The 25,196-nt window shown below is 71.9% G+C and carries 23 protein-coding genes and 5 pseudogenes; 14 read left to right on the forward strand and 14 right to left on the reverse strand.

All coding sequences use genetic code 11. The annotated features are described in order from the left end of the window. The first annotated feature begins 36 nt into the window (after nucleotides 1-36). The 6 genes and pseudogenes from OHB09_RS32370 to OHB09_RS32395 form a co-directional block, all read left to right on the forward strand. A complete protein-coding gene (locus OHB09_RS32370) occupies nucleotides 37-819 on the forward strand; it encodes a hypothetical protein (RefSeq protein WP_328922965.1) in 783 nt (260 codons plus the stop codon). Nucleotides 820-913: 94 nt separating this feature from the next. After that, nucleotides 914-1,612, forward strand: coding sequence for a nucleotidyltransferase domain-containing protein (locus OHB09_RS32375; RefSeq protein ID WP_234528804.1), 699 nt, complete (start codon nucleotides 914-916; stop codon nucleotides 1,610-1,612). A gap of 90 nt (nucleotides 1,613-1,702) precedes the next feature. Next, nucleotides 1,703-2,590, forward strand: a complete 888-nt coding sequence (locus OHB09_RS32380) for a LysR family transcriptional regulator (RefSeq protein WP_234528803.1) — start codon at nucleotides 1,703-1,705, stop codon at nucleotides 2,588-2,590. A gap of 121 nt (nucleotides 2,591-2,711) precedes the next feature. Further along, a complete protein-coding gene (locus tag OHB09_RS32385) occupies nucleotides 2,712-3,167 on the forward strand; it encodes a GNAT family N-acetyltransferase (protein WP_006140286.1) in 456 nt (151 codons plus the stop codon). 460 nt (nucleotides 3,168-3,627) lie between these two features. Further along, nucleotides 3,628-4,164, forward strand: a complete 537-nt coding sequence (locus OHB09_RS33385) for a DUF6924 domain-containing protein (protein WP_450272589.1) — start codon at nucleotides 3,628-3,630, stop codon at nucleotides 4,162-4,164. Beyond that, nucleotides 4,163-4,852: pseudogene (locus tag OHB09_RS32395) on the forward strand (IS701 family transposase); the annotation flags it as partial. The gene OHB09_RS33385 and the pseudogene OHB09_RS32395, both read left to right, overlap by 2 nt. Before the next feature lie 129 nt (nucleotides 4,853-4,981). Here OHB09_RS32395 and OHB09_RS32400 read toward each other — a convergent pair. Beyond that, nucleotides 4,982-6,072: pseudogene (locus OHB09_RS32400) on the reverse strand (IS630 family transposase). 86 nt (nucleotides 6,073-6,158) lie between these two features. Here OHB09_RS32400 and OHB09_RS32405 point away from each other — a divergent pair. Beyond that, the gene (locus tag OHB09_RS32405) at nucleotides 6,159-7,037 is read left to right on the forward strand and encodes an IS5 family transposase (RefSeq protein ID WP_252306920.1); all 879 of its coding nucleotides are present in this window, start codon (nucleotides 6,159-6,161) and stop codon (nucleotides 7,035-7,037) included. 50 nt (nucleotides 7,038-7,087) lie between these two features. Here the strand turns inward: OHB09_RS32405 and OHB09_RS32410 are convergent, their stop codons facing one another. Together OHB09_RS32410 and OHB09_RS32415 are read right to left on the reverse strand one after the other, a co-directional pair. Further along, nucleotides 7,088-8,026, reverse strand: a complete 939-nt coding sequence (locus tag OHB09_RS32410) for an alpha/beta hydrolase fold domain-containing protein (RefSeq protein WP_191853792.1) — start codon at nucleotides 8,024-8,026, stop codon at nucleotides 7,088-7,090. A gap of 187 nt (nucleotides 8,027-8,213) precedes the next feature. After that, entirely contained in the window at nucleotides 8,214-9,065 is an 852-nt protein-coding gene (locus OHB09_RS32415) for an enoyl-CoA hydratase/isomerase family protein (protein WP_328922967.1), read from the reverse strand. Nucleotides 9,066-9,108: 43 nt separating this feature from the next. Between OHB09_RS32415 and OHB09_RS32420 the strand changes: the two genes are divergently transcribed. Next, nucleotides 9,109-9,504: a winged helix-turn-helix transcriptional regulator gene (locus tag OHB09_RS32420; RefSeq protein WP_078630905.1), complete on the forward strand. Its 396-nt coding sequence runs from the start codon at nucleotides 9,109-9,111 to the stop codon at nucleotides 9,502-9,504. 372 nt (nucleotides 9,505-9,876) lie between these two features. Here OHB09_RS32420 and OHB09_RS32425 read toward each other — a convergent pair. From OHB09_RS32425 to OHB09_RS32440, 4 genes and pseudogenes are all read right to left on the reverse strand, one after another. After that, nucleotides 9,877-10,101 (reverse strand): annotated as a pseudogene (locus OHB09_RS32425) (transposase); the annotation flags it as partial. Between the two features lie 77 nt (nucleotides 10,102-10,178). Continuing rightward, nucleotides 10,179-10,253, reverse strand: a pseudogene (locus OHB09_RS32430) (hypothetical protein); the annotation flags it as partial. 20 nt (nucleotides 10,254-10,273) lie between these two features. Continuing rightward, a pseudogene (locus tag OHB09_RS32435) lies at nucleotides 10,274-10,363 on the reverse strand (DUF6207 family protein); the annotation flags it as partial. 237 nt (nucleotides 10,364-10,600) lie between these two features. Continuing rightward, nucleotides 10,601-11,197, reverse strand: a complete 597-nt coding sequence (locus OHB09_RS32440) for a TetR/AcrR family transcriptional regulator (protein ID WP_319119597.1) — start codon at nucleotides 11,195-11,197, stop codon at nucleotides 10,601-10,603. A gap of 118 nt (nucleotides 11,198-11,315) precedes the next feature. Here OHB09_RS32440 and OHB09_RS32445 point away from each other — a divergent pair, with 118 nt between their 5' ends. Then, complete coding sequence (locus OHB09_RS32445; RefSeq protein WP_234525481.1) at nucleotides 11,316-12,227, forward strand: SDR family oxidoreductase; 912 nt, start codon at nucleotides 11,316-11,318, stop codon at nucleotides 12,225-12,227. 42 nt (nucleotides 12,228-12,269) lie between these two features. Here the strand turns inward: OHB09_RS32445 and OHB09_RS32450 are convergent, their stop codons facing one another. Then, nucleotides 12,270-12,860: a TetR family transcriptional regulator gene (locus tag OHB09_RS32450; RefSeq protein ID WP_006140294.1), complete on the reverse strand. Its 591-nt coding sequence runs from the start codon at nucleotides 12,858-12,860 to the stop codon at nucleotides 12,270-12,272. Nucleotides 12,861-13,012: 152 nt separating this feature from the next. Between OHB09_RS32450 and OHB09_RS32455 the strand changes: the two genes are divergently transcribed. Beyond that, a complete protein-coding gene (locus OHB09_RS32455) occupies nucleotides 13,013-13,942 on the forward strand; it encodes an NADP-dependent oxidoreductase (protein WP_328922968.1) in 930 nt (309 codons plus the stop codon). Between the two features lie 52 nt (nucleotides 13,943-13,994). Here OHB09_RS32455 and OHB09_RS32460 read toward each other — a convergent pair whose 3' ends face one another. Continuing rightward, nucleotides 13,995-14,372: a hypothetical protein gene (locus OHB09_RS32460; RefSeq protein WP_006140296.1), complete on the reverse strand. Its 378-nt coding sequence runs from the start codon at nucleotides 14,370-14,372 to the stop codon at nucleotides 13,995-13,997. Beyond that, a complete protein-coding gene (locus OHB09_RS32465; RefSeq protein ID WP_006140297.1) occupies nucleotides 14,372-14,611 on the reverse strand; it encodes a hypothetical protein in 240 nt (79 codons plus the stop codon). The genes OHB09_RS32460 and OHB09_RS32465 overlap by 1 nt, the downstream gene beginning before the upstream one ends. Nucleotides 14,612-14,682: 71 nt before the next feature. Between OHB09_RS32465 and ligA the strand changes: the two genes are divergently transcribed. Beyond that, entirely contained in the window at nucleotides 14,683-16,794 is a 2,112-nt protein-coding gene (ligA, locus tag OHB09_RS32470) for an NAD-dependent DNA ligase LigA (protein WP_252306921.1), read from the forward strand. Between the two features lie 57 nt (nucleotides 16,795-16,851). On the opposite strand, the gene OHB09_RS32475 is transcribed toward ligA, so the two are convergent. Beyond that, a complete protein-coding gene (locus tag OHB09_RS32475) occupies nucleotides 16,852-17,694 on the reverse strand; it encodes a helix-turn-helix transcriptional regulator (RefSeq protein ID WP_006140299.1) in 843 nt (280 codons plus the stop codon). A gap of 282 nt (nucleotides 17,695-17,976) precedes the next feature. On the opposite strand from OHB09_RS32475, the gene OHB09_RS32480 reads away from it, so the two are divergent. After that, the gene (locus OHB09_RS32480; RefSeq protein WP_006140300.1) at nucleotides 17,977-18,915 is read left to right on the forward strand and encodes an SDR family oxidoreductase; all 939 of its coding nucleotides are present in this window, start codon (nucleotides 17,977-17,979) and stop codon (nucleotides 18,913-18,915) included. A 73-nt stretch (nucleotides 18,916-18,988) separates the two neighbouring features. Here the strand turns inward: OHB09_RS32480 and OHB09_RS32485 are convergent, their stop codons facing one another. Together OHB09_RS32485 and OHB09_RS32490 are read right to left on the reverse strand one after the other, a co-directional pair. After that, nucleotides 18,989-19,786, reverse strand: coding sequence for an MBL fold metallo-hydrolase (locus tag OHB09_RS32485; protein WP_006140301.1), 798 nt, complete (start codon nucleotides 19,784-19,786; stop codon nucleotides 18,989-18,991). Nucleotides 19,787-19,943: 157 nt separating this feature from the next. Further along, the gene (locus OHB09_RS32490) at nucleotides 19,944-20,801 is read right to left on the reverse strand and encodes an NAD(P)H-binding protein (RefSeq protein ID WP_328923081.1); all 858 of its coding nucleotides are present in this window, start codon (nucleotides 20,799-20,801) and stop codon (nucleotides 19,944-19,946) included. Nucleotides 20,802-20,882: 81 nt separating this feature from the next. Between OHB09_RS32490 and OHB09_RS32495 the strand changes: the two genes are divergently transcribed. Continuing rightward, nucleotides 20,883-21,329, forward strand: coding sequence for an Rrf2 family transcriptional regulator (locus OHB09_RS32495; RefSeq protein ID WP_234525470.1), 447 nt, complete (start codon nucleotides 20,883-20,885; stop codon nucleotides 21,327-21,329). A 741-nt stretch (nucleotides 21,330-22,070) separates the two neighbouring features. Here OHB09_RS32495 and OHB09_RS32500 read toward each other — a convergent pair. Next, nucleotides 22,071-22,877 (reverse strand): nuclear transport factor 2 family protein, encoded by an 807-nt coding sequence (locus OHB09_RS32500; RefSeq protein ID WP_328922969.1) that lies wholly within the window; start codon nucleotides 22,875-22,877, stop codon nucleotides 22,071-22,073. 127 nt (nucleotides 22,878-23,004) lie between these two features. Here OHB09_RS32500 and OHB09_RS32505 point away from each other — a divergent pair, with 127 nt between their 5' ends. Then, on the forward strand, nucleotides 23,005-25,101 hold the full coding sequence (locus tag OHB09_RS32505) for an ATP-binding protein (protein WP_328922970.1): 2,097 nt from the start codon (nucleotides 23,005-23,007) through the stop codon (nucleotides 25,099-25,101). Nucleotides 25,102-25,196: the final 95 nt, after the last annotated feature.

Genomic DNA, 25,196 nt, shown 5'->3' on the forward strand with positions numbered 1-25,196 from the left:
CCCCGCACCTCCTCGCCCTCGAAGGGTCCCCTCGTGATGCCCCAGTGCCGCCCTTTCCCGTCCCGCCCGGTCCGCCACGGCACCGCGGTCGCCGTCGGCGCCGTACTCCTCCTGTGCGGCTGTTCCGTCCCCTCGGACACCGGCGCCGGGGCGGAGCGGCCCGCCGGCCGCACCACACCCACGACCACCGCCGGCCGGCCCGGCATCACGGAGAAGGAGGTCCACGCCGCGCGCGTCCTGCCGGGCGTGGGACCGGCCCTGCTCGCCCGCATCCCCGACTCCACCGGCCAGGTCCTCCTCGTCACCGGCAAGGACCGCGACGGCAACACCGCCACCGCCCGCCTCTACCGGCGCACCCCCGACGGCTGGGAGCCCACGAGCGCATCCTGGCCCGCCCACAACGCGCTCAAGGGCTGGACCGACGATCATCGCATCGGCGACCTGCGGTCCCCCGTGGGCGCGTTCACCCTCACGGACGCGGGCGGCCTGCTGCCCGACCCGGGCACCCGGCTGCCCTACGACCAAGGGACCGGATTCCGGATCGCCGGCACGGGCTCACGGGGCGAACCGTTGGCCGGCTCCTTCGACTACGTCGTCGCGATCAACTACAACCGGCAGCCCGGCACCACCCCGCTGGACTGGACCCGCCCCGAGGGCCCCTCGAAGGGCGGTGGCATCTGGGTCCACGTCGACCATCACGGGCCCACCCAGGCCTGCGTCAGCATCGCCCGGGACCGCATGAAGGAACTGCTGCGCGCCCTGGACCCGTCCCGCAAGCCGATGATCGTCATGGGCGACGCCGCCTCCCTGGCCCGCTGACCCGCCCGGCACCCGGCCGGGCCCGCCACGTCGGCGGCCGGTGGCCCGGTCGGCCCCGTCCGGCGGGGGTGGTGCCGGAACGTAGGCTGCGGAGATGGACGAACCCCTGCCCACCGCCCTCGCCCTGGTGAGGGAACGGTTCCCCACCGCCCGGACGGCCTTCCTCGCCGGCAGCGTGCTGACCCACCGCCGCACGCCCACCTCCGACCTGGACATCGTGGTCCTCATGGACGGGCCGCCCGCCCCCGGCCGGGAGAACCTCGTCCACCGCGGCTGGCCCACGGAACTGTTCCTGCAGACGGAGGCCGTCTGGCGCGACTTCGCCGACAAGGAGACCGCGAAGCGGAGTTCGCCGCTGCTCGCGATGTGCTCCGAGGGCACCCTCCTGTTCGACGAGGACGGCCTGGGCGCCTCGCTCCAGGAAGAGGCGCGCAGACGCTGGGCCGCGGGCCCGCCCCCGCTCTCGGACGCCGAACGCGACTACCTGCGGTACATCGTGACCGACCTCCTCGAGGACCTGCGCGGCTGCACGGACCCCGCCGAGCGGGTCTACCTCGTCTCGCACCTCCTCCAACGCGCCGCGGAACTCGTGCTCCTGGCCGGCGGACACTGGCTCGGCGGCGGCAAGTGGCTCTCCCGACGCCTGGCCGCCGCCGACCCCGGCCTCCACCACGCGCTCCACGAGGCCGTCAGGGAGGCGGCCGACGGCAACACCAAGCCCTTCGAGGCCGCGGTGACGAGGGCACTGGACACCGCCGGCGGGCCCCTGTGGGAGGGATACCGCATCGGGTGAGCCGGGGAGCGCGACCGCCGCCACGCACCCCGCGAGGCACCTCGCCGCCCACCCCCGCGCGGGCGGAACGGATCGCCTATCGTCACTGACGTGCCCGATCTCGAACTGCGACACCTCAGGTATCTCATCGCCGTGGCGGAGACCGGCAGCATCACGCGGGCGGCACAGCGGCTGACGATGACCCAGCCGGCGCTCTCGCGGGCGGTCAGGACGCTGGAGCGCACGGTCGGCGTCCCCCTTTTCGTACGCGGCTCCCGCACCACCGAACTGACCCCCGCCGGAGCGGCGTTGCTCACCGAGGCGTACGCCCTGGTGGACCGCTCCCGGGCGGCCCTGGACCGCGTCCGCGGCACGGCCTCCACCGCGGAGACCCTCACCGTGACCGCCCCGGTCTGCGACATCCCGGCCGTGACGGCGGCGAGCCGGTCCTTCGAGGCCGGCCGTCAGGGCGTACGCGTCGAGGTCGTGCCGCGCGAATGGCTCTCCGAGGCCGAGGAGTTGCGCAGGGGCGCGGTGCACGTCTCGTTCCTGCGGGACAGCCACGACCGGGAAGGGCTGGACGTCCACCGGCTCGCCCACGAACCCCGCATGGTGCTGCTCCCCGCCGGCCACCCCCTCGCCGGCCGCGAGCGGCTGACGCTCCTCGACCTGCGGGAGGAACCGGTCACCCACTGGGCAGGCATGACACCCGAGGAGGCGGACCACTGGACCGGCGCGGACACCGACCCGCGCCCGCGCCGGCACGGCCCCCTCGTACGGAACGCGACCGATGTACTGGCCGCCGTCGTCCTCGGCCGGGCCGTCGCCTTCGCCCACGGCTCGACACTGCCCCCCGTGCTCCCCGGGCTCCGCGTCCGGCCGGTCGAGGGCCTCTCCGGGAGCAGCCTCGACGTCGCGGTGCCGGCGCACGGCGCGCACCCGTTGGCCGAGGAGTTCCTCGCCCACGCACGCGAGCACTGGGCCGGGGCATGCCGCTGAGGCATGACCACCGCTGCCGCATCGGCATTACCGAGGTGATCACCGCCGCTGATTGGATCATCGGACACCACCCGCCACGGCCGGCCGCACCGGGCCGCCCGTACACCCCGACTGGAGTGCCGTGACATTCACCGTCTCGCCGGAGCCCTGGGACAGCGCCGACGGCGACCGCCTCCGCAACGACATGGAGAAGGAACTCGCCGCCCGCTACGGCATCCCGGACCAGGAGACCGACAAACCGACGGCGGAGAACGTCGACGTGTTCCTGATCGCCCGTGACGCCGCCGGCGGGGCCACCGGCTGCGGCGCCCTCCGCCTGCTGCCCGACGGCACCGGTGAGATCAAGCGCATGTACGTGTCCCCGGACGCCCGCGGCACGGGCGTGGCCACGGGCATCCTGCGCGCGCTGGAGGAGCACGCACGCCGACGAGGGGTGGAGACCGTCCAGTTGTCGACCGGCGTCGAGCAGCCCGACGCGATCCGCTTCTACGACCGCGAGGGCTATCGCCGCACCGACGGCTACGGCCCCTACAAGGGCCACCCCCTCGCCGTCTGCTTCGACCGCCGACTGACCTGAGGCCCGTTGTCGGAGGCCGCTGGTAGGAGTTGGTCACCGCGCGACCCACTTCACCGCCACCCCTTCGACGAGGTGTCACCTCACGCGACCTCCCCTGCCCTCCGCCACCGCAGACACGGACCGTGTCCACGGCATGCTGTTGCTCGACACCGGCGACGACGAGGACGCCTGGGAGGACGTCCTGTGGCGCATGGGCGAACTGCCCGGCGTACAGGACCCCTCCCCGGGGCCCGCGGCCGATGCCGGCAGGGGTACGGCGGTTCCCCGCCGCCTTCTCGTGGCGCACGACCCCGCATGGCGCGGCGCCACCGCCGAGGAGGCCGCCCCGGACCGGCCCGGGGTGTGGGTGCCGGACCTGGTCGTCCTCACCGACGAACGGACCGAACGGCATCCGGACATACGCCCGCTGCCCGCCTTCCGGGGCGGGGACACCTTCTGGATCACACCGCGGCACGCGGCCATGACCTACCTGGTGCTGCACCGCCTCCACCTCGGCTTCACCTTCGACGACTTCGCCACGTGGGGGCCCCTCGACCTGGACCGGGAGTCCGTGGACGAGGGGGACGAGGTGGACGAGGAGCGGTACGGGCCCGTGGGCGCCGAGCTGGAGAAGCGGGACGCTCCGCCCCGGTACACCAGGCCGGCCCGCGAACTGCCCGCGCTGCTCCAGGACACGGATCTCCTGGTGCGCACCGACTTCGGCGACGACGCGGCCTGGGCCGCCCTGGTCGAGCCGGTGCGCAGGCCCCCGCACAGCGATGTCATCGATGACTTCGGTCCCTACCTCCGATTCGTGGACGACCCGGCCTTCGCGGGAGCCACCCCCGAGCAGGTGATGGCGCAGCTCCGCTTCGGCGACGGCGAGGACGTCTCCGACGTCCTCCTGATCGCCGACGCCGTCACCCTGAGCGCCCCGGGAAGCCGATGCTCGCGGTGCCCCTCGCGGAGGACATCGGCCTCACCTTCCTGGTGGAACCGGAAGAGGTGGGAACCATGATCGCCAACCTGGGTGTGGGCAACCAGGGTCTCTCGTGGTCGCCGATGCCGGCTACGGCGTCAGCACGCCCTTCCGGCTCGGCCTCGAGGAGCGAGGGCTGGCCTATGTCCTGGCGTTGACCGGGAAGGAAGTCGCCCACCGGGAGAATGCCCGGCCGCACCGGCCCGCTTACGGCGGGCTCGGTCCGCCGACGCTGCCCCGCTACCGCACCCCACCACGAGCCGTCCGCGCCCTCACGGCCGAGGCCGGTGCCGGCCGGTTCACCGAGGTGACCTGGCGCCAGGGCAGCAAAGGCGCAATGACCTCACGGTTCGCGGTCCTGACCGTCCGGCCTGCGGGCAAGCAGTCCCTGGCCGCAGCTCAGGAGGCGGGCGGCGGCCGCAACCGTTGGGACGGAGTCCTGCCCACCCAGACGCTCCTGGCCGAATGGCCCGAGGACCAGGATGCGCCGACCGGTTACTGGACATCGAACCTGCCCGCCGCCACCCCGGTCGCCGACCTGGTGCGGTGGGCGAAGATGCGGTGGCGGATCGAACACGACTACCGCGAGCTCAAGCACGGCCTGGGCCTGGACCACTTCGAGGGCCGCACCTGGCGCGGCTGGCACCACCACGTCACCCTCGTCACCGCCGCCAAGGCATTCCTCACCCTCAGGGGGCTCGCCCCGAAAGCCCATACACCGGCCTGACCCTCTACCAGGTCCTCGACCTTCTCCAGGACCTGCTCAGGTGCTGGACCGGTGCATGCGCCACCTGCGGACGCCCCCTGCCCAGCCCACGAAACCGCCACAGACAGCCCAGAACCTAACGAAGCACTACTAGTGATCTGAGTCAGAGATTCGTCGGCAGTATGCGGCGACTTTGTCGAGGATCTCGTCGGCGGTCTTCGTCCAGACGAACGGTCTTGGGTGCTCGTTCCAGTCGGCGAGCCAGGCCCGGATGTCGCGTTCGAGGGCCTGGACCGAGCGGTGGACGCCGCGCTGAGCTTCTTCTGGGTCAGCTCGGCGAACCACCGCTCGACCAGGTTCAGCCAGGACGCGCTGGTCGGCGTGAAGTGCAGATGGAACCGCGGGTGAGCCAGCAGCCACTTCTTGATGTCGGGTGTCTTGTGGGTCGCGTAGTTGTCCAGGATCAGGTGAATCTGCAGGTCATCCGGGACTTCCCTCTCGAGCTTGGCCAGGAACTTCCTGAACTCCGCCGCCCGGTGGCGGCGGTGGAGGGAGCCGATGACCTTGCCGGTGGCGACTTCGAGGGCGGCGAACAGGGTCGTGGTGCCGGCCCGGACATAGTCGTGGCTGCGGCGCTCCGGAACACCAGGCATCATCGGCAGGACCGGCTGGGAGCGGTCCAGGGCCTGGATCTGCGACTTCTCGTCCAGGCAGAGAACGAGCGCCTTCTCCGGCGGATCGAGATAGAGACCGACGACGTCGCGGACCTTGTCGATGAACAACGGATCGGTCGACAGCTTGAACGTCTGCGACCGATGCGGCGCCAGGGCGAACGCCCGCCAGATCCGCGAGATCGCCGACTGCGACATGCCGGTGGCCGCGGCCATCGACCTGGTCGACCAGTGGGTGGCGTTCTTCGGCTTCTCCTCCAGCGTCTTGATGATCACCCGTTCGACGTCGGCGTCGGTGATCTTCCTCGGGACGCCGGGCCTGGGGTCGTCGCACAAGCCGTCCAGGCCGCGCTCGATGAACCGGCGCCGCCAGGTGCGGACCGTGTCCGGAGCGATCCGCAGCCGGCGCGACACCTCCATGATCGAGTGCCCCTCGGCGCACTCCAGCACGATCCGCGACCTCTGAGCCAACGCCTGGGCCGTCGTCCGGCGCCGTAACCAGCCTTCCAGCACAGCCCGCTGGGCATCAGTGACCGACAACGGCGGAATCTTCGGCCCCGGACGACTCATGCCCGACTAACGACGAATCTCTGACTCAGGTCACTAGGTTCTGTCCGGCGGATCATGTGACTGGCTGGTCACTCGTTGGTTCGGTCATGGGTCGGGGGGATCTGACGAATCGCGAGTGGTCGTTACTGGAGCCGCATCTGCCACCTCTGGGTGGCCAGGACGGCCGGTGGAACGACCACCGCACCGTGATCAATGGGATCCTTTTCCGGATCCGGACCGGTGTTCCGTGGCGTGACCTGCCGGAACGCTACGGCTCGTGGAAGACCGTCTATGAGCGACATCGCCGCTGGTCGGCGGACGGCACCTGGGACCGGATCCCGCACGCGGTTCAGGCCGATGCCGACCTGGCGGGTGGATCGACTGGTCGATGGCCGGGGTCGACTCGACGTCGTGCCGGGCCCATCAGCAAGCGGCCGGTGCCCGCAAGGCCAAGCCGCGGGTCCCGAAAAAAGGACGACGCCCCGGCACCACCGGCCCGACGAGGGACTCGGACGATCCCGGGCGGCCTGACTTGCAAGATCCACCTCGCGGGCGAAGGTGGCTGCCGTCCCATGGCCCTCCTGCTCACGCCGGGCCAGTGGGGCGATGCCCCACAGATGATCGAGGTCCTGGACCGCATCCGGGTCCTCCGGCCCTTTGGCGGACGCCCCCGGACACGGCCCGAGCACATCAGCGGCGGCAAGGCATACAGCTCTCGCCGCAACCGCCGCTACCTGCGCAGACGTCACATCCGGCACACGATCCCGGAACCGAAGGATCAGCGGGCCAACCGCCAACGCAGGGGCAGAGCCGACGGCAGGCCCGCCGGCTCCGACCGCGACCGCTACCGCCGGCGCAACGAGGTCGAGCGGACCATCATCCGGCTCAAGAACTCCCGCGCGGTCGCCACCCGTTACGACAAACGGGCCTACGTCTTCCACGGCACCATCACCGCCGCAGCGATCCGGCTCCGGCTCCGCCAGTGATCCGCCGGACAGAACCTAATTCTCCCCGTCGATCACATCCCCGATCAGCGTCAAAGGGAGCGAAGGACGCGGTAGCGGTCCGCCAGGGCGCGCTGAGTTACAGCCGCGTTCTCATCCAGCCATTCGTAGGCATGTGGCGTCCCGGGATGAACGTGGAGCTCGAGCGGGACGTCGGCGGCCGCCAGTTTCTGCGCGTAAGCGAGGCTCTCGTTCCGCAGGAGATCGAGATCGCCCACCTCGATGTAGGCGGCCGCCAGACCACGGGCATCGCTCAATCGCGCGGGAGAGGTCGTCTCCGAGGCCGGACCATCGGCGCGGGCGTTCCAGGAGGTCGCGTTCATGCCAGCGGTCCATGCGAGGAAGGGGTCGAGGGCCGAGCTGGCGACCGTGGTCCTATCGTCGAGCATGGGGTACAGCAGTATCTGCTGGGCGATCGTGATTCCACGGTCCCTCGCCAGGACGGCGGCCGACGCCGCGAGCCCTCCGCCCCCGCTGTCACCCATCACGGCGATGCGCGTAGGGTCCACCGCCAGCCGGTCTGCTTCCTCAAGCAGCCACATCACCCCAGCGAAAACGTCCTCGCTGAGCTGCTGGCCTTTTCCCTCGGGAGCCACGCGGTAGCCGACCGACAAGATGGGGACGGACGTCTCGGCCACGTAGACACGCATCCTGCGATCGTAGTGATCGAGGGTGCCGGCCACCTGACCGCCTCCGTGAGCGTAGACGACGGCGGAGCCGGGACGGGCGCCACCCTTGCTGTACCAACGGGCCTCGAGCGAGACGTCACCGCCGACGGGGATGGAGACGTCCTCTCGATCGACACCGGCCGGGACGGGCGGCGCGAGCCTGCCCATTTCGGTGTACTGGTAATTGATTCGATCGCGTAGTGCCCGCACATCGTTCGCGGGAGGATCGGGCATGCTCAAAAACTCCGGAGGGAGTTGCGCCAGCGCCTGCGCGAGCTGATCGTCGAGACGGTAATCGGTCATTGATGTTCTCCTCAAGACGTGAGTCGAGGCCGGGGCGCGCCCAATAACTTAATGTCGAAGCAGAGCCCGAAGCATGCCCAGGTCGTGCCTCCCGCTGCATCCGGTACGCCGAGCGGCTGAATGGCCCACAATGCGTCGCACTCGAAAGGCATCGACTTCTTCGAACCATTCACCGCAGAGCGGAATTTCAGGAATTTCGGGCGAGGTTTGCCCGCAGGACCTCTTCGAGGTTGAGTTCGACCTCGCGCGTGTGAGCGCCAGCCGCAAGTGCTGCCTTAGCGAGTTCCCCGGAGGCAGGGGTGAATGTTTCCCCGAGGTAGCGGTCCTCCGCGCGCAGTGCATCCTCGAGTGGGCCGTCGGCAGCGTCGATCGCCTTGGTAGCTGCGACGCGGACACCTTCGGGCAGGTTGGCGATGGTCAGTGCGACCCAGTTGACATAAGCGTCCAGCTCCGCGGCGGGCAAGGCCCGGTTCACCCATCCCCAACGCTCGGCGGTCGCGGCGTCGACGAGGCCGCCTGTGAGCACGATCTCGAGGGCGCGAGCGCGACCCACGAGACGGGGCAGGTGAGCAGTTGCGCCAGCGCCGGGGACGATACCCGTAAGGGTCTCGAACTGGCCGAATGCGGCGGTTTCGAGCGCTGCGAAGCGGAGGTCCAGGCTGGAGATCATCTCGGGGCCGCCGCCACGGGCAAGTCCTGCGACCTTCGCGATGGTGGTCTGGGGCAGACGCCGCCAGCGTTCGTGGAGCCGCATCATCGGGCCGGTTCCGACGAGCGTCTCCTCCGCGATCGGCAGGGCAGCGTACGTCTCAGGGTTCTCGACGAATGTCAGGTCGCCGTGCGCCATGAAGAACTCCGGGTTGGCGCTCTGGACGACGATGACGTGCAGGTCGGGATCGTTCTCGGCCGATGCGGCAACGGCGTCCAAATCGAGGAGGAGTTGGGCCGTCATGAGGTTGACGGGCGGGACATCGATCGAGACCCACAGCACGCCGCCCTGGCGCTTCAGGTGGAGGGTGGTCAGGGGCTGCTCAGGCATGGTTTTCCTTTGATCGGGGTGGTATTTCTGGTATACCTGGTGCATGGCAGGTACTTCAACGAAACCTGGTACCCCTGGAGACCAGGCCGCCCCGGGCACCATCGTTGGTCCGCAGCGTGAACTCCTGGATCAGATCCTCGATAAATGGGGTCAGCTGCTACTGACGTCGCTGTGCCAGCAACCGCGACGCTTCAACGAACTCAAGCGAGAAATTGACGGGATCACGCAGAAGTCTTTGACGCAGGCGCTGCGTCGCCTGGAACGCAACGGCCTCGTCGAACGTCAGGTGCTGGAGCAACGTCCCATTGCCGTGGAGTACCGCATCACACCGCTCGGGCGCACTCTCGATAAGCCATTCTTGACCCTTCTTGCATGGACGGCCGATCACCTCGCCGAAGTGGAACAGCACAGGGATGCGTACGACGCTGACAACCGTTAGCTTGCGGCTCGGTTTGCTACCTCCAGCGCCGCCCGTGTCGCTAAGGGCTGTCCCGTAATGCCTGCTGGATCAGCGTGCGGCGTCAGATGCGGTGCATCGCAAGGCGGAGGGGCGTCCGCATACTGGATGTATGCGGACGTTCCGACAACGCGGCGAGTTGCCGTAGCTGTCGTCGCACGCCCGCCGGGGATTGCGGGACAGCCCTTAGCCTCGATCTTTCTTGACGGTCCGCCGACTCCGTCGGCGGACCGTTTAGTTTTCGGTGGCTGATGCCGGGCAAGCCGACAGTCCGTGTGCCGCCTCGAGTGGGCGCCGGGCTCCACTGCTCCGGTAGGGATGGTGCTCCTCGTAGGGGCGTGAAGTCGCTGGTCCTCCGGGCTTCGGCAGAAGAGCGAGCCCGTGCGAGAACTGTGGTGATTTCGCCGGTCCACGGCCAGTGGCGGGCGATGCGGAGGATGCGACGCCGGCCAGTCGTGAAGAGTTGGGCAACCGCGGAGAAGAGGCGGAGTCGAAGCCGGCGGGGCTACCAGAGCGGGGCCTTCAGGCCAGGGCGAGCATGGGCATCCAGGCCAGCAGGTCGAGTTCGAGCTGGACAAGGACCGCGCAGTTGACCAGTAACTGCTGGGAAGCCGGCCATCAGTCTCGTGTCCGGAGTGCTGCCGCAGGTCCAGGAGGCAGCGCAGCCGGACACCCGGCTCACCCGGCTCGTAGGTAGTGCGGTCCTGCGGTCCGCCGGGGCGGTCGCCCACCGTGTGGCGAGCAGTTCCTGGACCGTGAACGCAGTCTCGTCATCGGCGGCGGCGACCTCCACGACCGGGAGTCCCCGCTCCGCCAGCTGCGCCTCGTCGATCGGCTTCATACCCGGCACGACGCGCCGGTGCCCGCCAAAGGTCTCGCGTTCGGGCAGCGTCACCCGACCGGGTACGCAGCATCTTGAGTGCTGGCCCTCCGCCGCGCGCTGCAAGCGCTGTGCCTCACCGTTTTCGGTAGGACCATTCCACCCACACGGGCGCCGCACTCGAGGAACGCCCGACAGTCCCCCCCTCAAGGGCTGCCATCAACGGCGCATGCTCACCACCGTGCTGCGCGGGCCAGCCTAGGGCTGCGTCCGGGCCCCGTCCTGTGCCGACGGGGCGGCACCGGACAGGGCCCGCAGGTCGGCGAAGGCCCGCTGGAGATGTGTCTCCAGGTCCTGCGAGGGGTCGTCGATCCAGGCCTGGGCGGCGTGATGGAAGGTGCCCCAGCCGGTCTGCGCGGCGAGGCCCGCCAGCCGACCGGGGACACCCCGCCGCCGCAGGGCCTCCGTCAGCGCCTCGACGAGCGACGCCGCCTTGGCCATGTCGCGTTCGCGAAGCGCCGGTGTCACGGCGATGATGGCCAGCCGCGGCTCGGTGAAGGGGCGGTTCTCCTCGAGGATCCGTCCGGCCGTCCGGAAGGCGCGCAGCAGCATGTCGAGCGGCGCCAGGTCGCCGGGCGCCTCCTCCACGGCCCGCACCAGCGCGTCCCGCAGGTCGGCCTCGCCGTCGAAGAGCACCTCCCGCTTGTCCGGGAAGTGCCGGAAGAACGTCCGCTCGTTCACGCCGGCGCGAGCGGCGATCTCGGCCGCCGTGGTCCGGTCGTATCCGCGTTCCCGGTACAGCTCGAGGGCCGCCTGCTGGAGGCGGCGACGCGCTTCTGCTCCGCTGCGTGGCACCCGTCGAGCATACATGCGGGCCAGTGACTGGCGTTACTTGACGCCATTCACTGGCACTACGTAATGTCAGTGAATGGCGCTAAGAAGCGCCAGTCACTGACGTGTCCTGGAGTTCCCCATGCATGTGTTCGTCACCGGCGGTTCCGGCCAGACCGGTCCCGCCGTCGTCACCGAGCTTCTCGCGGGCGGTCACACCGTCACCGCCCTGGCGCGCTCGGACGCCGCCGCCGCCCGGCTGGAGGCGCTCGGCGCCACCCCGCACCGCGGCTCCCTGGACGACCTCGACAGCCTCCGCAGGGGCGCCGAGGCGGCCGACGGCGTCCTGCACATGGCCTACGGGGGCGACTTCTCCGACCTCGACGACATGAAGCGGCGCGACCGGGCCGCGATCGAGGCGCTCGGCGGACCGCTGGAGCACTCGGGCAAACCGCTCGTCGTCACCTCAGGCACGCTGGTCCTGCGCGAGGGCCGGGTGAGCGGCGAGCGGGACGAACCGGACACGGCCGGCCTCGCCGGCTTCCGCCTCGTGGGGGAGCGGGCCTGCCTGGACCTCGCCGCCCGCGGAGTGCGCGCGAGCGTGGTCCGCCTCGCCCCCACCGTGCACGGCCCCCGGGACCACGGCTTCGTCCCCATGCTCATCGCCACCGCACGGCGGACCGGCGTCTCGGCCTACGTCGGGGAGGGCGCCAACCGGTGGCCCGCGGTGCACCGCGAGGACGCGGCGGTCCTGTTCCGCCTGGCCCTGGAGAAGGCACCCGCGGGCAGCGTGCTGCACGGGGTGGACGAGAGCGGCGTCACCCTGCGCACGGTCGCCGAGACGATCGGCCGGGGCCTCGGCGTGCCCGCCGCCTCGGTCGCCCCCGAGGAGGCCGCGGCCCACTTCGCGAACCCGTTCATGGCCCGCGTCTACGCCTTCGACGGCCCCGCCTCCAGCGCCCGCACCCGGACACTGCTCGGCTGGTCCCCCCGGCGTCCCACCCTGCTCGAGGACCTGACGCACGGCGACTACCTCACGCGGCCGGCCGCCTGACCGGGCGACGGGCCCGCCGGACGGCCCGCACCGGGCCGCCGGTCAGTCCGGCGCGGCGATGCGCCGGGCGGTCGCCACCACGAACGCCCGTCGGCGAGCCAGTTCCGCCGGTGCGACGGTCGCCTCGCCGGTCAGCATCTCGGCCACCTGCGGGAGGCTGTACCAGCTCGTCACCAGGCCGATGACGGCGAACATCAGGTACCCGGGGTCGACCCCGGGGTCGATCGCCTGCCGCTCCTGGGCCCGCCGGGTCGCCGCCACCTTCCGGCGATAGTGCTCCGCCCGGGCCCGCAGGTCGGTGGAACGGTCGGCCCGCAGCCCCTCCCAGAGCAGCAGGCGCGCCAGTTCCGGGTGCGCGGCGTAGTAGTCGAAGGTGCGGCCCGCGACCTCGCCCAGGTCGCCGAAGTCGATCCCGTCCGGCGCGGCCGCGGCCGAGAGCCGCTCCAGTGCCTCGGTGACGACGGTGGCGAAAAGATCGTCCTTGTCCCCGAAGTACGCGTACAGACGCTCCTTGTTGACGCCGGCCCTCCGGGCGATCCGGGTCATCGTGGTGCCGTCGGGGCCGCGCTCGGCGAATTCCGCGGCTGCGGCCTCCCGCAGACGCCGCTGAGTCTCTGCGCTGTCGCGAACCATGGGGGCAGCGTACCGACACCAACGTTGGCGACGGGTGTAGGGTGGCGGCTCGTCCGCCGCCAACGTTGTTGTTGGTTCAGCGGTTCCGTGGACCGGCCGGCGCCCACGCGCCCGCCCGAGCCCTCGGTGCCGAGTTCTGGAAGGAAAGAACGATGAGAGCAGTGGGGTTCACCGAGTTCGGAGGGCCGGAGGTGCTCGGTGTGCACGACCTTCCGGACCCGCACCCGGGCGCCGGGGAGGTCCGGATACGTGTCCGGGCGGCCGCCGTCAACCCGACCGACGTGGCGAGCCGGACCGGCCTGCTCGGGGTCGGCACCTCGCGCCCGCCCTACATCCCGGGCGCCGAGGCGGCGGGGGTGATCGACGAGGTCGGAGCGGGCAGCACCTGGCGGATCGGCGAGGAGGTGATGACCATGGCCGTGCCGATGTCCGGGCACGGAGGGGCCTACGCCGAGTACCTCCTCGCTCCGGACGACTCCCTCGCGCGCGTCCCCGCGGGCACCTCGCTCGAACAGGCGGCGACGCTGCCGATGAACGGCCTCACCGCCCTCCAGATCCTGGAACTCATGTCCCTGAGTCCCGGGGAGCGCCTCGTGGTCACCGGCGGGGCCGGGGTGGTCGGCAGTCTCCTCGTCCAGCTCGCCAGGCGCCGGGGACTGACCGTGATCGCGGACGCGGCGCCGAAGGACTTCCCGCTGCTCCGCTCGCTCGGCGCCGACCACGTCCTCGAGCGCGGCGACGACCTCGCGGCCCGGATCCGCGCCGTCCTCGGCGACGGTGTCGACGCGGTGGCCGACACCGCGCTGCTGCACGAGAAGGTCGTGCCGGCACTGCGCGACGGCGGCATGTTCGTCTCACTGCGCCGTTGGAGGGGAGAGCCCGAGCGCGGCATCCGTCACGAGGCCGCCTGGGTCCCCGACGAGTACCGCTCCCCGGAGAAACTCGACGCGCTCCGCGAGGCCGTCGAGGACGGCGGGCTCGTGCTGCGCGAGGCGGACGCGCTCCCCGCCGAGGAGGCGGCGCGGGCCCACCGCCTGCTCGAGGCCGGCGGCCTGCGCCGACGGATCGTCCTGACCTTCTGACCGCCCGCACGACGCCCGGCCTCCCGGCCGCCGTCGGCGCCCGGCCCGGCCCTCAGCCCACCCGGGGCCAGCCGCGCAGCAGCGCGGCGATCCGGGAGGCGGTGCACGCCGGATCGCGCAGCAGGTCGCGCAGGGCGAGCGCGTCCTCGCGCGCGGGTTTGACCGTGATCCCCGAGGCCTCCAGGTACATCACCCCGGTCGCGGCCGCCACGGCCAGGTTGGAGCGTTCCAGCCAGCGGCAGCGTCCGAGGAGGTGCACCAGCGCGGCGGCACGGGCGTAGGGGCCGTCGTAGACGGGGGTGTCCAGCAGTTCCGCCCGGTGGCAGGCGACCGCGGCGACGGGCACCCCGTAGTCCTCGGGGGCGGGGTCCGCCGCGCCCGCGACCTCGGCGACCTGCAGGATCCAGGGGACGTCGATGTGCAGGTCCATTACGCGGCGTGCGCTCCCCGGGCGCGGCGGTCGGCGTCCTCGGCCTCGTCGAACACCGCCTGGTGCTCGTCGAGGAACCGCCGCGCCGCCTCCAGACCGCGCTGCCGCAATCCGTCGGCGTCCTCCCGTACGAGCGCGGCGATGTAGTCGCCGACGCTCATGCCGCGGTCCTTGGCCCGGGCCGTGGCCAGTTCCGCGATCTCGTCGTCGACCCGCCAGCCCTTCTGCGTCTTCGCCATGCCCCGATGGTAACAGCTGGTACCACCACGGGGGAGGGGCGTTGTCAGTGGCGGCAGGCAGGATGACCGGCATGACTACTCCCGCAGCAGTGATCATGGATGCCGCCGCCTACGCGCAGGCCGTCGAGGACGCGGTGACGGCCTCGGCCGCCTACTACGCGGACGGGACCTCCGCACTGGACGACGAGGCCTACGACCGGCTGGTGCGGGGCATCGCCGCCTGGGAGGCGGACCATCCCGAGCAGGTGCTGCCCGGCTCCCCGACGGGAAAGGTCGCCGGCGGGGCCGTGGAGGGCGACGTCCCGCACACGGTGGCGATGCTGAGCCTGGACAACGTGTTCTCGCCGGAGGAGTTCACCGCCTGGACCGCCTCCCTCGCCCGCCGCGCGGGCCACGAGGTCGAGCGGTTCAGCGTCGAACCCAAGCTGGACGGGCTCGCCGTCGCCGCCCGCTACACGAAGGGCCGGCTGGAACGGCTCATCACCCGCGGGGACGGGACGGCCGGGGAGGACGTCTCGCACGCCATCGGCACCATCGAGGGACTGCCCGTCGAACTGGCCGAACCGGTCACCGTGGAGGTGCGCGGCGAGGTCCTGATGACGACCGCCCAGTTCGAACACGCCAACGAGGTGCGCACCGCACACGGTGGGCAGCCCTTCGCCAACCCCCGCGGCGCCTCGGCGGGCAGCCTGCGCGCACGGGAGCGCGCCTACACCGTGCCCATGACGTTCTTCGGCTACGGCCTGCTGCCCCTGCCCGGGACCGACACGGCACTCGCCACCCGGCTCGCCGACGAGGCGCACAGCGAACTGATGGCGCGGGCCGCCGCGTACGGGATCAACACGACCGCCACCACCGCGGTGCCCGGCAGCACCGCCGGCACCGTCACGGAGGTGCTGGACCGGGTGCGGGAGATCGCCGCCCTGCGCGCCGAGCTGCCCTTCGGCATCGACGGCATCGTCATCAAGGCCGACCTCGCCGCCGACCAGCGCGCGGCGGGCTCGGGCTCACGCGCCCCGCGCTGGGCCATCGCCTACAAGCTGCCGGCCGTCGAGAAGATCACCCGGCTGCTCGAAGTGGAGTGGAACGTCGGCCGCACCGGCATCATCGCCCCGCGCGCCGTACTGGAGCCGGTCGAGATCGACGGCGCCACCATCACCTACGCCACCCTGCACAACCCCGCCGACATCACCCGCCGCGACCTGCGGCTGGGCGACCGGGTCATGGTCCACCGGGCCGGCGACGTCATCCCACGCGTCGAAGCCCCCGTCGCCCATCTGCGCACCGGCGAGGAGCAGCCCATCGTCTTCCCCGCCGTCTGCCCGCGCTGCGGGGCAGGAATCGACACCGGCGAGCAGCGCTGGCGCTGCGAGAACGGCCGCAACTGCCACCTGGTGGCCGCCCTGTCCTACGCGGCGGGCCGCGACCAGCTCGACATCGAGGGCCTCGGCCACACCCGCGTCGTCCAGCTCGTCGACGCCGGCCTCGTGACCGACCTCGCCGACCTGTTCAGCCTCACCAGGGAGCAGCTCCTCGGTCTGGAGCGGATGGGCGAGACCAGCACCGACAACCTCCTCGCCGCCCTGGAGACGGCCAAGGGCAGGCCGCTGGCGCGGGTGCTGTGCGCCCTCGGCATCCGCGGCACCGGCCGGTCCATGTCCCGCCGCATCGCCCGGCACTTCGCGACCATGGACCACATCCGCGCCGCGGACGCGGAGGCCATGCGCCGGGTCGAGGGCATCGGCACCGAGAAGGCCCCCTCGATCGTCGCCGAACTGGCCGAACTGGCGCCCCTCATCGACAGACTCGTCGCCGCCGGCGTCAACATGACCGAACCCGGCGCCACCCCGCCCGCCCCCGAGGAGCCCACCACCGGCGAGCAGGCCGAGGACACGCGGGGAGGCGCGGAGGCCGCCGAGGAGAGCCCGGGCGGGCCACTGGCCGGGATGACCGTGGTCGTCACCGGCGCGATGACCGGCCGCCTGGAGAAACTGAGCCGCAACCGGATGAACGAACTCGTCGAGCAGGCCGGCGGCCGTTCCTCCTCCAGCGTCTCCAGGAAGACGACTCTCGTCGTCGCCGGGGAGGGCGCGGGCTCGAAGCGGGCCAAGGCCGAGAGCCTCGGGATCCGCCTGGCCACCCCGGAGGAGTTCGCCGCCCTCCTCGCCGACCACCTCGACTGAGGGCCACTACGAGACCACCGCCCCCGCCTCCGCCTCCGCGCCCCCGTACCCAGGGGCTCAGCCGACCGTCTGGGTGCCGATGACGGACAGCAGACGGAGTTTCTCGTAACTCTCCGAGCCGGGGGCGGCCGTGTAGACGAGCAGCCGGTGCGACTGCTCGGTGTCCAGGAGGGACTGGCAGTTCAGCTCCAGGAGCCCGACCTCCGGGTGGAGGAACCGCTTGACCTGCTGAGGGCCGACACCCACCTCGTGGGTGTCCCACAGTGCGCGGAACTCCTCGCTGCGCTCCAGCAGCAGCCCGGCGTAGTGCGCCGCCCGCGAGTCCGGACCCCGCAACGTCGCGACCTCCCGCAGCCCGGACGTGAACATGCGGGAGAGATGGGCGTGGTCCTCCGGCGCGTACAGGGTGCGGGTCTCGGGCCGGGCGAACCAGCGATAGCCCATGCTGCGCTCGGGACCGGTGAACCGTGTGGTGTCACCGGTGAGGGCCACACCGAGCGGGGTCTGGCGCAGGGTCTCCCCGAGTTCGCCGACGATCTCGGCGGGGGTGTCGGCGAGACGGTCGAGGATGCGCAGCAGACCGGGGCCGACGTGGTCCCCGGCCGCGCCGCGCACGGGCGGACCGAGCCCGATGAGACGGAACAGATGGTCGCGCTCCTCCAGGGACAGATGCAGCCCCTGCGCGATCGAGGCGGCCATCTGCGGGGAGGGCTGCGGGCCGCGCTCGCGCTCCAGCCGGGCGTAGTAGTCGGTCGACATGTGGCAGAGCGCCGCGACCTCCTCGCGCCGCAGACCACTCGTCCTGCGGCGCTGCCCACGGGGCAGCCCCACGTCCTCGGGCTGCAGCGACTCCCGCCGGTGCCGCAGGAACGCGGCCAGTCCGGCCCGGTCGATCGTCATGTTCCCTCCTCCGTGACGCCTCCTTTTCTACCGCCTCCCACCAGTGGTCACGGCGGCCCACCACGGATCGTCGATCCCCCTCTGGGAGCGGCGCCGGGCCCATGACGCGCCCGGTCGTCCCCGCACCGCACCGGCCTCACCCCCTCACCCCGCTTGCCACGGCGAAACGCGAGGTAAGTCCCCCGTGTCCACGGCCCCGCGATCAGTGGCTAGGCAGGCCCTGCACCCGGCCGGCGGACTGCGTCACGGTGGTCTCACCGCACACCACGAAGGAGCCCACTCATGCCACGTACCGACATCGACATCACCGTCCCCGACCTGTCGGGCAGGCGCGCCGTCGTCACCGGCGCGAGCGACGGCATCGGACTCGTCCTCGCCACCCGCCTCGCGGCCGCCGGAGCCGAGGTGCTCCTGCCGGTCCGCAATCCCCGCAAGGGCGAGGCGGCACTGGCCGCGATCCGCACGGAGGTCCCCGACGCGGACGTGTCGCTGCGCACACTCGAGCTGTCCTCGCTCAAGTCCGTCACGGCACTGGGCGAGACCCTGCTGGCGGAGGACCGCCCGATCCATCTGCTCGTCAACAACGCCGGCGTCATGACCCCACCCGAGCGGCAGACGACCGAGGACGGATTCGAGCTGCAGTTCGGCACCAACCACCTCGGTCACTTCGCCCTCGTCGCCCGTCTGCTGCCACTGCTCCGAGCCGGCCGGGCCCGCGTGACGACGCAGATCAGCGTCGCGGCCAACCAGTACGCGATCAACTGGGAGGACCTCAACTGGGAACGCTCGTACAGCGGCGGGCGCGCCTACAGCCAGTCCAAGATCGCCGCCGGGCTGTTCGGCCTGGAACTCGACCGCCGCAGCGCGGCCGGCGGCTGGGGCATCACCAGCAACCTGTCCCACCCGGGCATCGCCCCCACCAGCCTCCTCGCCGCCCGCCCCGAACTGGGCCGTGCCAAGGACACGGTGGGCGTGCGCGTCATCCGTGCCCTGTCCGCCCGCGGCATCCTCCTCGGCACGGTCCGCACGGCGCAGCTTCCCGCCCTGTACGCCGCCACCTCGCCCGAGGCCGAGGGCGGGGCGTTCTACGGTCCCGGCGGGCCCGGCCACCTCGGCGGCCCGCCCGTGCGGCAGAAGCTGTACAGCCGACTGCACAGCACGGACGAGGCCGAGCGGGTCTGGGCCCGTTCCGAGGAACTGACCGGAGTCCGCTGCGCGTGAGCGCGGCGGCGACCGGTGTCCGGGCCGCCACCGCCTGCGCGGCACGGCGTCCCGAAGGTCGACGGCGGCGGGGTCAGACGGCCTTCCCGCCCCCGCGCGTGACCAGGGGGACCGCCTCGCCGTCACCCGGCAGGTGGGCGGTGAGGCCGCGCCGCGCGGCGGCGCGGACGAACCGCCCGGCGATGTCCCGCTGTTCGACGTAGGTGGGCGGGTTGTCGAACAGTTCGTAGTGGATGGCGCAGAGGGCGGAGGCGCCGAGGATCGCGCCGGCCTCGACGGCCTGCTCGGGCGTCAGGGTGACGGGCACGTCGGCCTCGTAGCCCTCGAACTTGGCGATGACCCCGTTGACGGGCAGGAACGCCAGGTCGAAGGGGCCGTGTTCGCGGGCGATGCTCCACCAGTCGCCGTGCCACATGGTGTCCCCGCAGTGGATGACGCGGGCCCCGGCGCCCTCCACCACCCAGGCGACCTGGTCCGCCTCACTGCCCCGCCAGTCCAGGGAGGCGACCGGCGTCACCGTCAGCGGGCCGATGCGGCGGGGCCGCCCCCGCTCCTGCGGCACGGCCTCGATGCCGTCCTCCGCCAGCGCCGGTGCGAGGGGAGCGTGACAGCCGACGGTCCCGGAGGCGGCGAGGCGCGTGACCAGTTCGCGGTCGTAGTGGTCGGGGTGGAGATGGGTGAGCAGGGTGTGGGTTCCCGCGGGTACGTCCACGGGCGGGAGGGGCCGCTTGGGCCTGCCCAGGGCGGGCTCCAGCGGCTCGACGTTCTCCAGCGGGTCGATCAGCAGCCGGGTTTCGCCCAGCCGGATCTCGACTCCCGCCCACCCCAGGCGGCGCAGACGAAGGGTGTCGGTCGGGGTGTGGGTGCTCATGACGAACCTCTCCGGTGCGGCCGTGGCCGCCTCGATGCGGTGGAAGGGAAGGAAGAGGAAGGGCGTACCGGAGCCGGCCGGTACGGAGGGTGCACAAGCGGGGGCACCGACGGCCGGGACGGCGGAGGCGCCGCCGACACGGACGTCGCGGCGGCCCTCACCGGGGGAGTGCCGCGCGTACCGCCTCCGCGAGGGGCGTCGGCCGGCGGCCCGTCAGATCGGTGACCGCGCTGCTGACAGCGGCGAGATACCCCTCACGCGTCGAGGCGCCGAACGAGGTGACCAACCGCACCGCGGCCTCCGGGAGACCGGCGGCCCGCAGCCCCTCGGCGAACGTCTCGTCGTCGACGGCGACGAGCTCGACCTCGTGGCCGCCGAGCTCCCGGGCCAGGGCCAGCAGGTCCTCGGCGCTGACGGCCTCCGGCCCCGAGATGTCGTACACCCGGTCCTCGTGACCTTCCTGGGTCAGCACCGCCGCCGCGGCCGCCGCGCAGTCCTCCCGCGTGACGTACGCCGCCGCACCCGTGCCGTGATTGGTGACGAGACGGCCGGAGACGAGTGCCCCCGCGATCGCGGAGGCCTGGAGGTGCGCGTAGAGGTGATTGCGCAGCATCGTCCACCGCAGCCCGCTCTCGCGCAGCGACCGCTCCGTGCCGGCGTGGTCGGGGACCACCGAGGCGGGATTGCCGGGCACGGGCTCGGGGACGGAGGTGTAGACGACATGGGTCACCCCCGCCGCGGCCGCCCCGGCGAGGGCCGCACGGTGCTGCTCCAGACGCGCGCCCACCCGGTCGGTGGAGATCAGGAGCAGCTTCTCGACGCCCTCGAACGCGGTGGTCAGACCGCGCACGTCCTCGAAGTCCGCCGGCCGCACGTGGGCACCACGCTCCGCGAGGTCGGCCAGCGCCTCCGGCCGGCGCGTGGTCAGCACGACCCGGCGGGGATCGACCGTACGGAGCACGGCTTCGGCGGTGGCGCGCCCCAGGGATCCGGAAGCACCCGTGATACCGATCATCACTCTGCCTAACTGTAGCTATGGCGATTGCGAATTGCCGTAAGCGTAGCCACGACGGCTACGAAATGACAAGATGGGCCCATGGCCCGCTCCACCAACACCCAGTTCGCCGTCGCCGTGCACGTGCTGACCTACCTGGCGGGCGTCACCGACGGCCACCCGGTCAGCTCCGAGGAACTGTCCAGCAGTGCCAACGTCAACGCCGTCTACGTGCGCCGCGTCCTCGGCCCGCTGCGCGAGGCGGGACTGGTGCGCTCGCGCCCCGGCGTCCGCGGCGGCTGGGAACTGGCGGGGGACCCCGCGGGGATTCCACTGGCACAGGTGTGGTCGCTGCTCCAGGGCACCGATCCGGTACTCGGTCTGCACGGACCGGACCCCGCCTGCGCGACCGGCCGCCAGGTGCAGAAGAGCCTGACCACGCTCGACCGTGCCGTCGCCGACTCGGTGACGGCCACACTGCGGCACTTCACCGTGCGCGACGTCCTGACGGGCACGCTGGAGACACGACCGTCGGCCTCCGAGTCCTGACCGCCCGCGCGCCGGCCCGGGCGGGGACGGCGCAGGCTCCCGGGTCGATGCACGGTTCACGGTCACGCCCGAGGTCCGTGGACCGTTGGCGCTGTGGAAGGGGAACGTGCGGGCGGTCCACCGCGGACTGGTCCTGCGTGCTGCCAGGCAGTCTCCGCCCGCAGACGCACCGTCGCTGACGACGCTGCACCGGGCGATCCGCCGTGATCTGACGCCGGGGGAGCGGGCCGGACTTGCCGGGGGGGGGAGAGAGTGGGCGGCAGGGGAGTGGGCGGCGCGCGAGCATGACGCTTTCCTGGCCCGGCCGCGGGGCCGGCGCAACCAGGTGTGGGAGACGGACCACATGCAGGCGCCGGTGCCGGCCGACGTCGAGGGCAAGGCCCGCAGGCCGTGGATCACCTGGTTCACCGACCGCGCGACGAACGCGGTCACCGGCGTCGCGGTCACGCCGGGGGACCCGTCGCGGGAGTCGGTGCACGCGGCGCTGCGCTCCACGGTCCCGCGCCCGTTCGGCAGGGTGCCCGAGAAGGTACGGGTGGACCGTGGCAAGGATTTCCCGTCCCGGACGGTGACGGCCGCTTTCGATCTGCTGGACGTGACGCCGCTCGCCGGCCTCGAACCGGATCCCTTCCCGGAACTGCCGTCGCTCGGCGGTCAGCTCGGCGCCCTGCGCGTACCGCACACCACCGGCCTACCGAAGGGATCACCACCCGTCACCTCTCCGACAACACCTCGAAGAGATCAGTGGGCCAGCACAGTGGCCAGGCGGGTCAGCGATGCATCGAGTTCACCGGCGGCGACGACCGGCTGCCGCACCAGGTGTGCCGGGTGTGTGACCGCTGTCCAGTCGTAGGTCAGGGTCACCTCGGTGCGGCCGTCGTCGGTCGGAGTGAGGTTCCAGGTGAAGCGGTGCCCGGGCGGGCGCCGTCCGGGCTGCCCGGGGGCCCAGCCGATGACGTGGTTCTCGGTGAAGGCGACGACACGGTTCTCGATCCGGTGGTCGCCGTGCTCCTCGCTGTGCACGACCATGATGAAGGTGTCGCCGACGGCGGCGAGCGGCTGGGAGGTCTCGGCGTGCCGGAGTCGGTCGGTGGCGTCGAGCTCGGGGTGGCGGCGGGGGTCGCGGAGGACGGCGAAGACCCGTTCGGCCGGTGCGTTCAGTACCTGGGAGACGGTGGTGCGGGTCGGGCCCTCCATGGTGACCGGGTCGGGGTAGAACCGGGCCCAGGCGATCCGTCCGTCGCGTGTGGTGAGGATGACCGGGCCCCGCAGCAGGACCGTCGCCCCGGTCGGGGCGGTGCCCCGGTACTCCCACTCCGACCACGATTCGTCGCCGTTCTGGGCGTGGCGCAGGATCTCGACGTGGAGGTCGGGCAGCCCGGCCAGGATCTTCGTCCAGTTTGCGGCGACCTCGCCGGAACCGATGAACCCTTCGGCCGGTCGCAGCGGTCGTTCGGCGACGTAGTCATCGGTGAAGCAGGCGGCGATCCGTTCCGGGACGTGGGAGTTGATCGCGTCGCGCAGTGATTGAAGAGCCTGGGGGAGCATGGCGGGGATCTCCTAGCGGTGGTTCGTCCTGTCATGTCGATCATGCGTATCGGAGGTGCCGCCGGACAACCGGACACTGCCGGGACACCGCCCGGACAGCCGTCCCGACCCGGCGGGCATAATCGACATGGTGAACGATTCAGCGGGACCGGCACAGAAGGCGATCAGCTTCGCGGCGCTCCTGCGGGACTTCAGGGAGGCCAGGTCGCTGACCCAGCAGGAGCTGGCCACCGCTGCCAAGGTGTCCGTCGACGCGGTCAGCGCGCTGGAACGCGGGCGACGGACCCGGCCCCAGCCGCACACCGTGCGGGCTCTGGCCACGGCGCTGCAGCTTCGCGACGCCGACCGCATGGCGCTGCTGTCCGCTCTGGGGCGGGCCGGGGACGCGGCGCTCGAAATGCCGTCTCGCAAGCTGACGCCGCGCACGCCGTCGCCGCCGAGCGTCGAGGTGGTCGGGCGTGACGACGAGGTCGCGGAGATCGTCGCCGCCCTGGGCACCGCGCCGGGCCGGCTGGTGACGCTCACCGGCCCGGGCGGGGTGGGCAAGACCACCGTCGCCCTCGTAGCCGCTGATGCGATGGCCGCCGGGCGCCCGGGCGCCGTGTACTTCGCCGACCTCACCGACGTCACCGAATCCGAGGACGCCCTCGCGACCGTGGCCCACGCGGTGGCCTGTGCAGCCGACACCTGGACTGGACTCGCGGAGCATCTCGCGGGGATGTCGGCCCTGCTCGTGCTCGACAACCTGGAGCGTGTCACGGCCTGCGGCCCCCACCTGACCGAGCTGCTCACGGCCTCCCCCGACACGGTGATCCTGGCCACCAGCCGGGTCCCGCTGCGCTTACGCCGGGAACGTGAGGTGCGTATCGCTCCGCTCGGTCCGAGCGCGGCGGAGTGGCTCTTCGGAGAGCGGCTGGCCGCCGCCGGGGCACCGCCCATGGGGAGGGCGGACGACAGTGCCGTCGCGCAGCTGTGTCGACAGGCCGACGGGCTGCCCCTGGCCATCGAGCTTCTGGCTGCCACGGCGGCCCGGCTGGGGCCGCGGGCGCTGCTTGAGCGGATCGACGCGCTCACGGAACTGCCTGTGGCCGGCCCGCAGGACCTGCCTGCGCGGCAACGCTCCATGGCGGCCACCGTGGAGTGGAGCTGCCGGATGCTCGGCCCCTCAGCACAGCGGCTGCTCCCCCGGCTTGCCATGGTCCCGGGCAGCTTCTCCCTCGCCACCGTCGACGCGATCGCCGCGCCGGACGCGGCGGATGCGGTGGGGGCATTCGCCGAGCTGATCGAGCACTTCCTGGTGACTCGCGCCGACGACACGGGGCCGGTCACGCGGTACCGGCTGCTGGAGCCGGTCCGCCGGCACGCCGTCGAGACCCTGGAACCGGCCGACCGGGAACACGTCCGCAGGGGCGTGGCCCGATGGGCCCTGCGGACGGGGCGCGAGCACGGCGCGCGGATCCGGGGCCGCGGCGACATGACAGCGGTCGAGCGGGTCGAGACCGACCGTCATGTGCTGCGGCTCGGTTTCGACCACCTCGTTGACACCGGCCAGTACGACGCCGCCGCCGAGCTGCTGTGGTCGGTGTGGCTGCCACTGTGGATGACCGGGCACACTCACGAAGCCCACGCCTGGACCAACCGCCTGCACGAGGACGACCTGAGCGAACATGGGCGGGCCCGCTGGCTGGTGGCGCGCGCCGGGTCCCATCGCGTGGCCGCGGATCTGTTCACCACGGCGGAGCGGGCGATGCACCTTGCCGAGCGGACCGACGACGCCTCGCTGGCCGTGGAAGCAGCGATCTTCGCGTCGGCGGCGGCGCTGCGTCTGGAGGACCTCGACGGCTCACAGACTCTGCTGGCCAGGGCAGACGTTCTGATGAAGAAGCGCCTTGATGTGGAGCGTGACGTGTGGGCGGCCGTGCACGTGCCGATCGGCCACGGCGACGGTGCGCTGTTGCGCGGCGACCGGGCCGCGGCGGCGCGGCACTGGCGGGCCGCCGCGGACACGGCGCGAAGGCTGGGCAGCGACTTCTCGGTCCCAGCGGTCCTCGCGGAGTGCGCGCAGGCCGCCCGCAGCGAGGGACGCCTGGACGACGCCGCCGTGATGCTCGCCGCCGCCGCCGAACTCTCCCCCCGGCAGGACGAGCGGCTGCGGACACAGTTGGCGGGTGTGGCCGCAGCCGTGGCCGCCGACCTCGGTGACGTGGCATCAGCGCAATGGTAGGAGGGGGTGGTTGGTTTGGGTTCGGTTTTGGGCTCCGATCGGCTTGGTGTGCGGTTGTGGGAGCTTGTCTGGTGTGTCGGGGCGGTTTCTGGGTG

It is taken from the genome of Streptomyces griseoaurantiacus, assembly GCF_036189845.1.
Lineage (GTDB): Bacteria > Actinomycetota > Actinomycetes > Streptomycetales > Streptomycetaceae > Streptomyces > Streptomyces griseoaurantiacus.

What these genes read in the sequence shown, in the direction of transcription:
- OHB09_RS33385 (WP_450272589.1), top strand. Translation starts at nt 3,628, where the DNA reads ATGACCTACCTGGTGCTGCACCGCCTCCACCTCGGCTTCACCTTCGAC.
- OHB09_RS32475 (WP_006140299.1), bottom strand. Translation starts at nt 17,694, where the DNA reads ATGACGATCGACCGGGCCGGACTGGCCGCGTTCCTGCGGCACCGGCGG.
- OHB09_RS32505 (WP_328922970.1), top strand. Translation starts at nt 23,005, where the DNA reads ATGGTGAACGATTCAGCGGGACCGGCACAGAAGGCGATCAGCTTCGCG.
- OHB09_RS32495 (WP_234525470.1), top strand. Translation starts at nt 20,883, where the DNA reads ATGGCCCGCTCCACCAACACCCAGTTCGCCGTCGCCGTGCACGTGCTG.
- OHB09_RS32490 (WP_328923081.1), bottom strand. Translation starts at nt 20,801, where the DNA reads ATGATCGGTATCACGGGTGCTTCCGGATCCCTGGGGCGCGCCACCGCC.
- OHB09_RS32370 (WP_328922965.1), top strand. Translation starts at nt 37, where the DNA reads ATGCCCCAGTGCCGCCCTTTCCCGTCCCGCCCGGTCCGCCACGGCACC.
- OHB09_RS32410 (WP_191853792.1), bottom strand. Translation starts at nt 8,026, where the DNA reads ATGACCGATTACCGTCTCGACGATCAGCTCGCGCAGGCGCTGGCGCAA.
- OHB09_RS32460 (WP_006140296.1), bottom strand. Translation starts at nt 14,372, where the DNA reads ATGGACCTGCACATCGACGTCCCCTGGATCCTGCAGGTCGCCGAGGTC.
- OHB09_RS32500 (WP_328922969.1), bottom strand. Translation starts at nt 22,877, where the DNA reads ATGCTCCCCCAGGCTCTTCAATCACTGCGCGACGCGATCAACTCCCAC.
- OHB09_RS32415 (WP_328922967.1), bottom strand. Translation starts at nt 9,065, where the DNA reads ATGCCTGAGCAGCCCCTGACCACCCTCCACCTGAAGCGCCAGGGCGGC.
- ligA (WP_252306921.1), top strand. Translation starts at nt 14,683, where the DNA reads ATGACTACTCCCGCAGCAGTGATCATGGATGCCGCCGCCTACGCGCAG.
- OHB09_RS32405 (WP_252306920.1), top strand. Translation starts at nt 6,159, where the DNA reads ATGGGTCGGGGGGATCTGACGAATCGCGAGTGGTCGTTACTGGAGCCG.
- OHB09_RS32465 (WP_006140297.1), bottom strand. Translation starts at nt 14,611, where the DNA reads ATGGCGAAGACGCAGAAGGGCTGGCGGGTCGACGACGAGATCGCGGAA.
- OHB09_RS32445 (WP_234525481.1), top strand. Translation starts at nt 11,316, where the DNA reads ATGCATGTGTTCGTCACCGGCGGTTCCGGCCAGACCGGTCCCGCCGTC.
- OHB09_RS32375 (WP_234528804.1), top strand. Translation starts at nt 914, where the DNA reads ATGGACGAACCCCTGCCCACCGCCCTCGCCCTGGTGAGGGAACGGTTC.
- OHB09_RS32420 (WP_078630905.1), top strand. Translation starts at nt 9,109, where the DNA reads ATGGCAGGTACTTCAACGAAACCTGGTACCCCTGGAGACCAGGCCGCC.
- OHB09_RS32455 (WP_328922968.1), top strand. Translation starts at nt 13,013, where the DNA reads ATGAGAGCAGTGGGGTTCACCGAGTTCGGAGGGCCGGAGGTGCTCGGT.
- OHB09_RS32485 (WP_006140301.1), bottom strand. Translation starts at nt 19,786, where the DNA reads ATGAGCACCCACACCCCGACCGACACCCTTCGTCTGCGCCGCCTGGGG.
- OHB09_RS32480 (WP_006140300.1), top strand. Translation starts at nt 17,977, where the DNA reads ATGCCACGTACCGACATCGACATCACCGTCCCCGACCTGTCGGGCAGG.
- OHB09_RS32450 (WP_006140294.1), bottom strand. Translation starts at nt 12,860, where the DNA reads ATGGTTCGCGACAGCGCAGAGACTCAGCGGCGTCTGCGGGAGGCCGCA.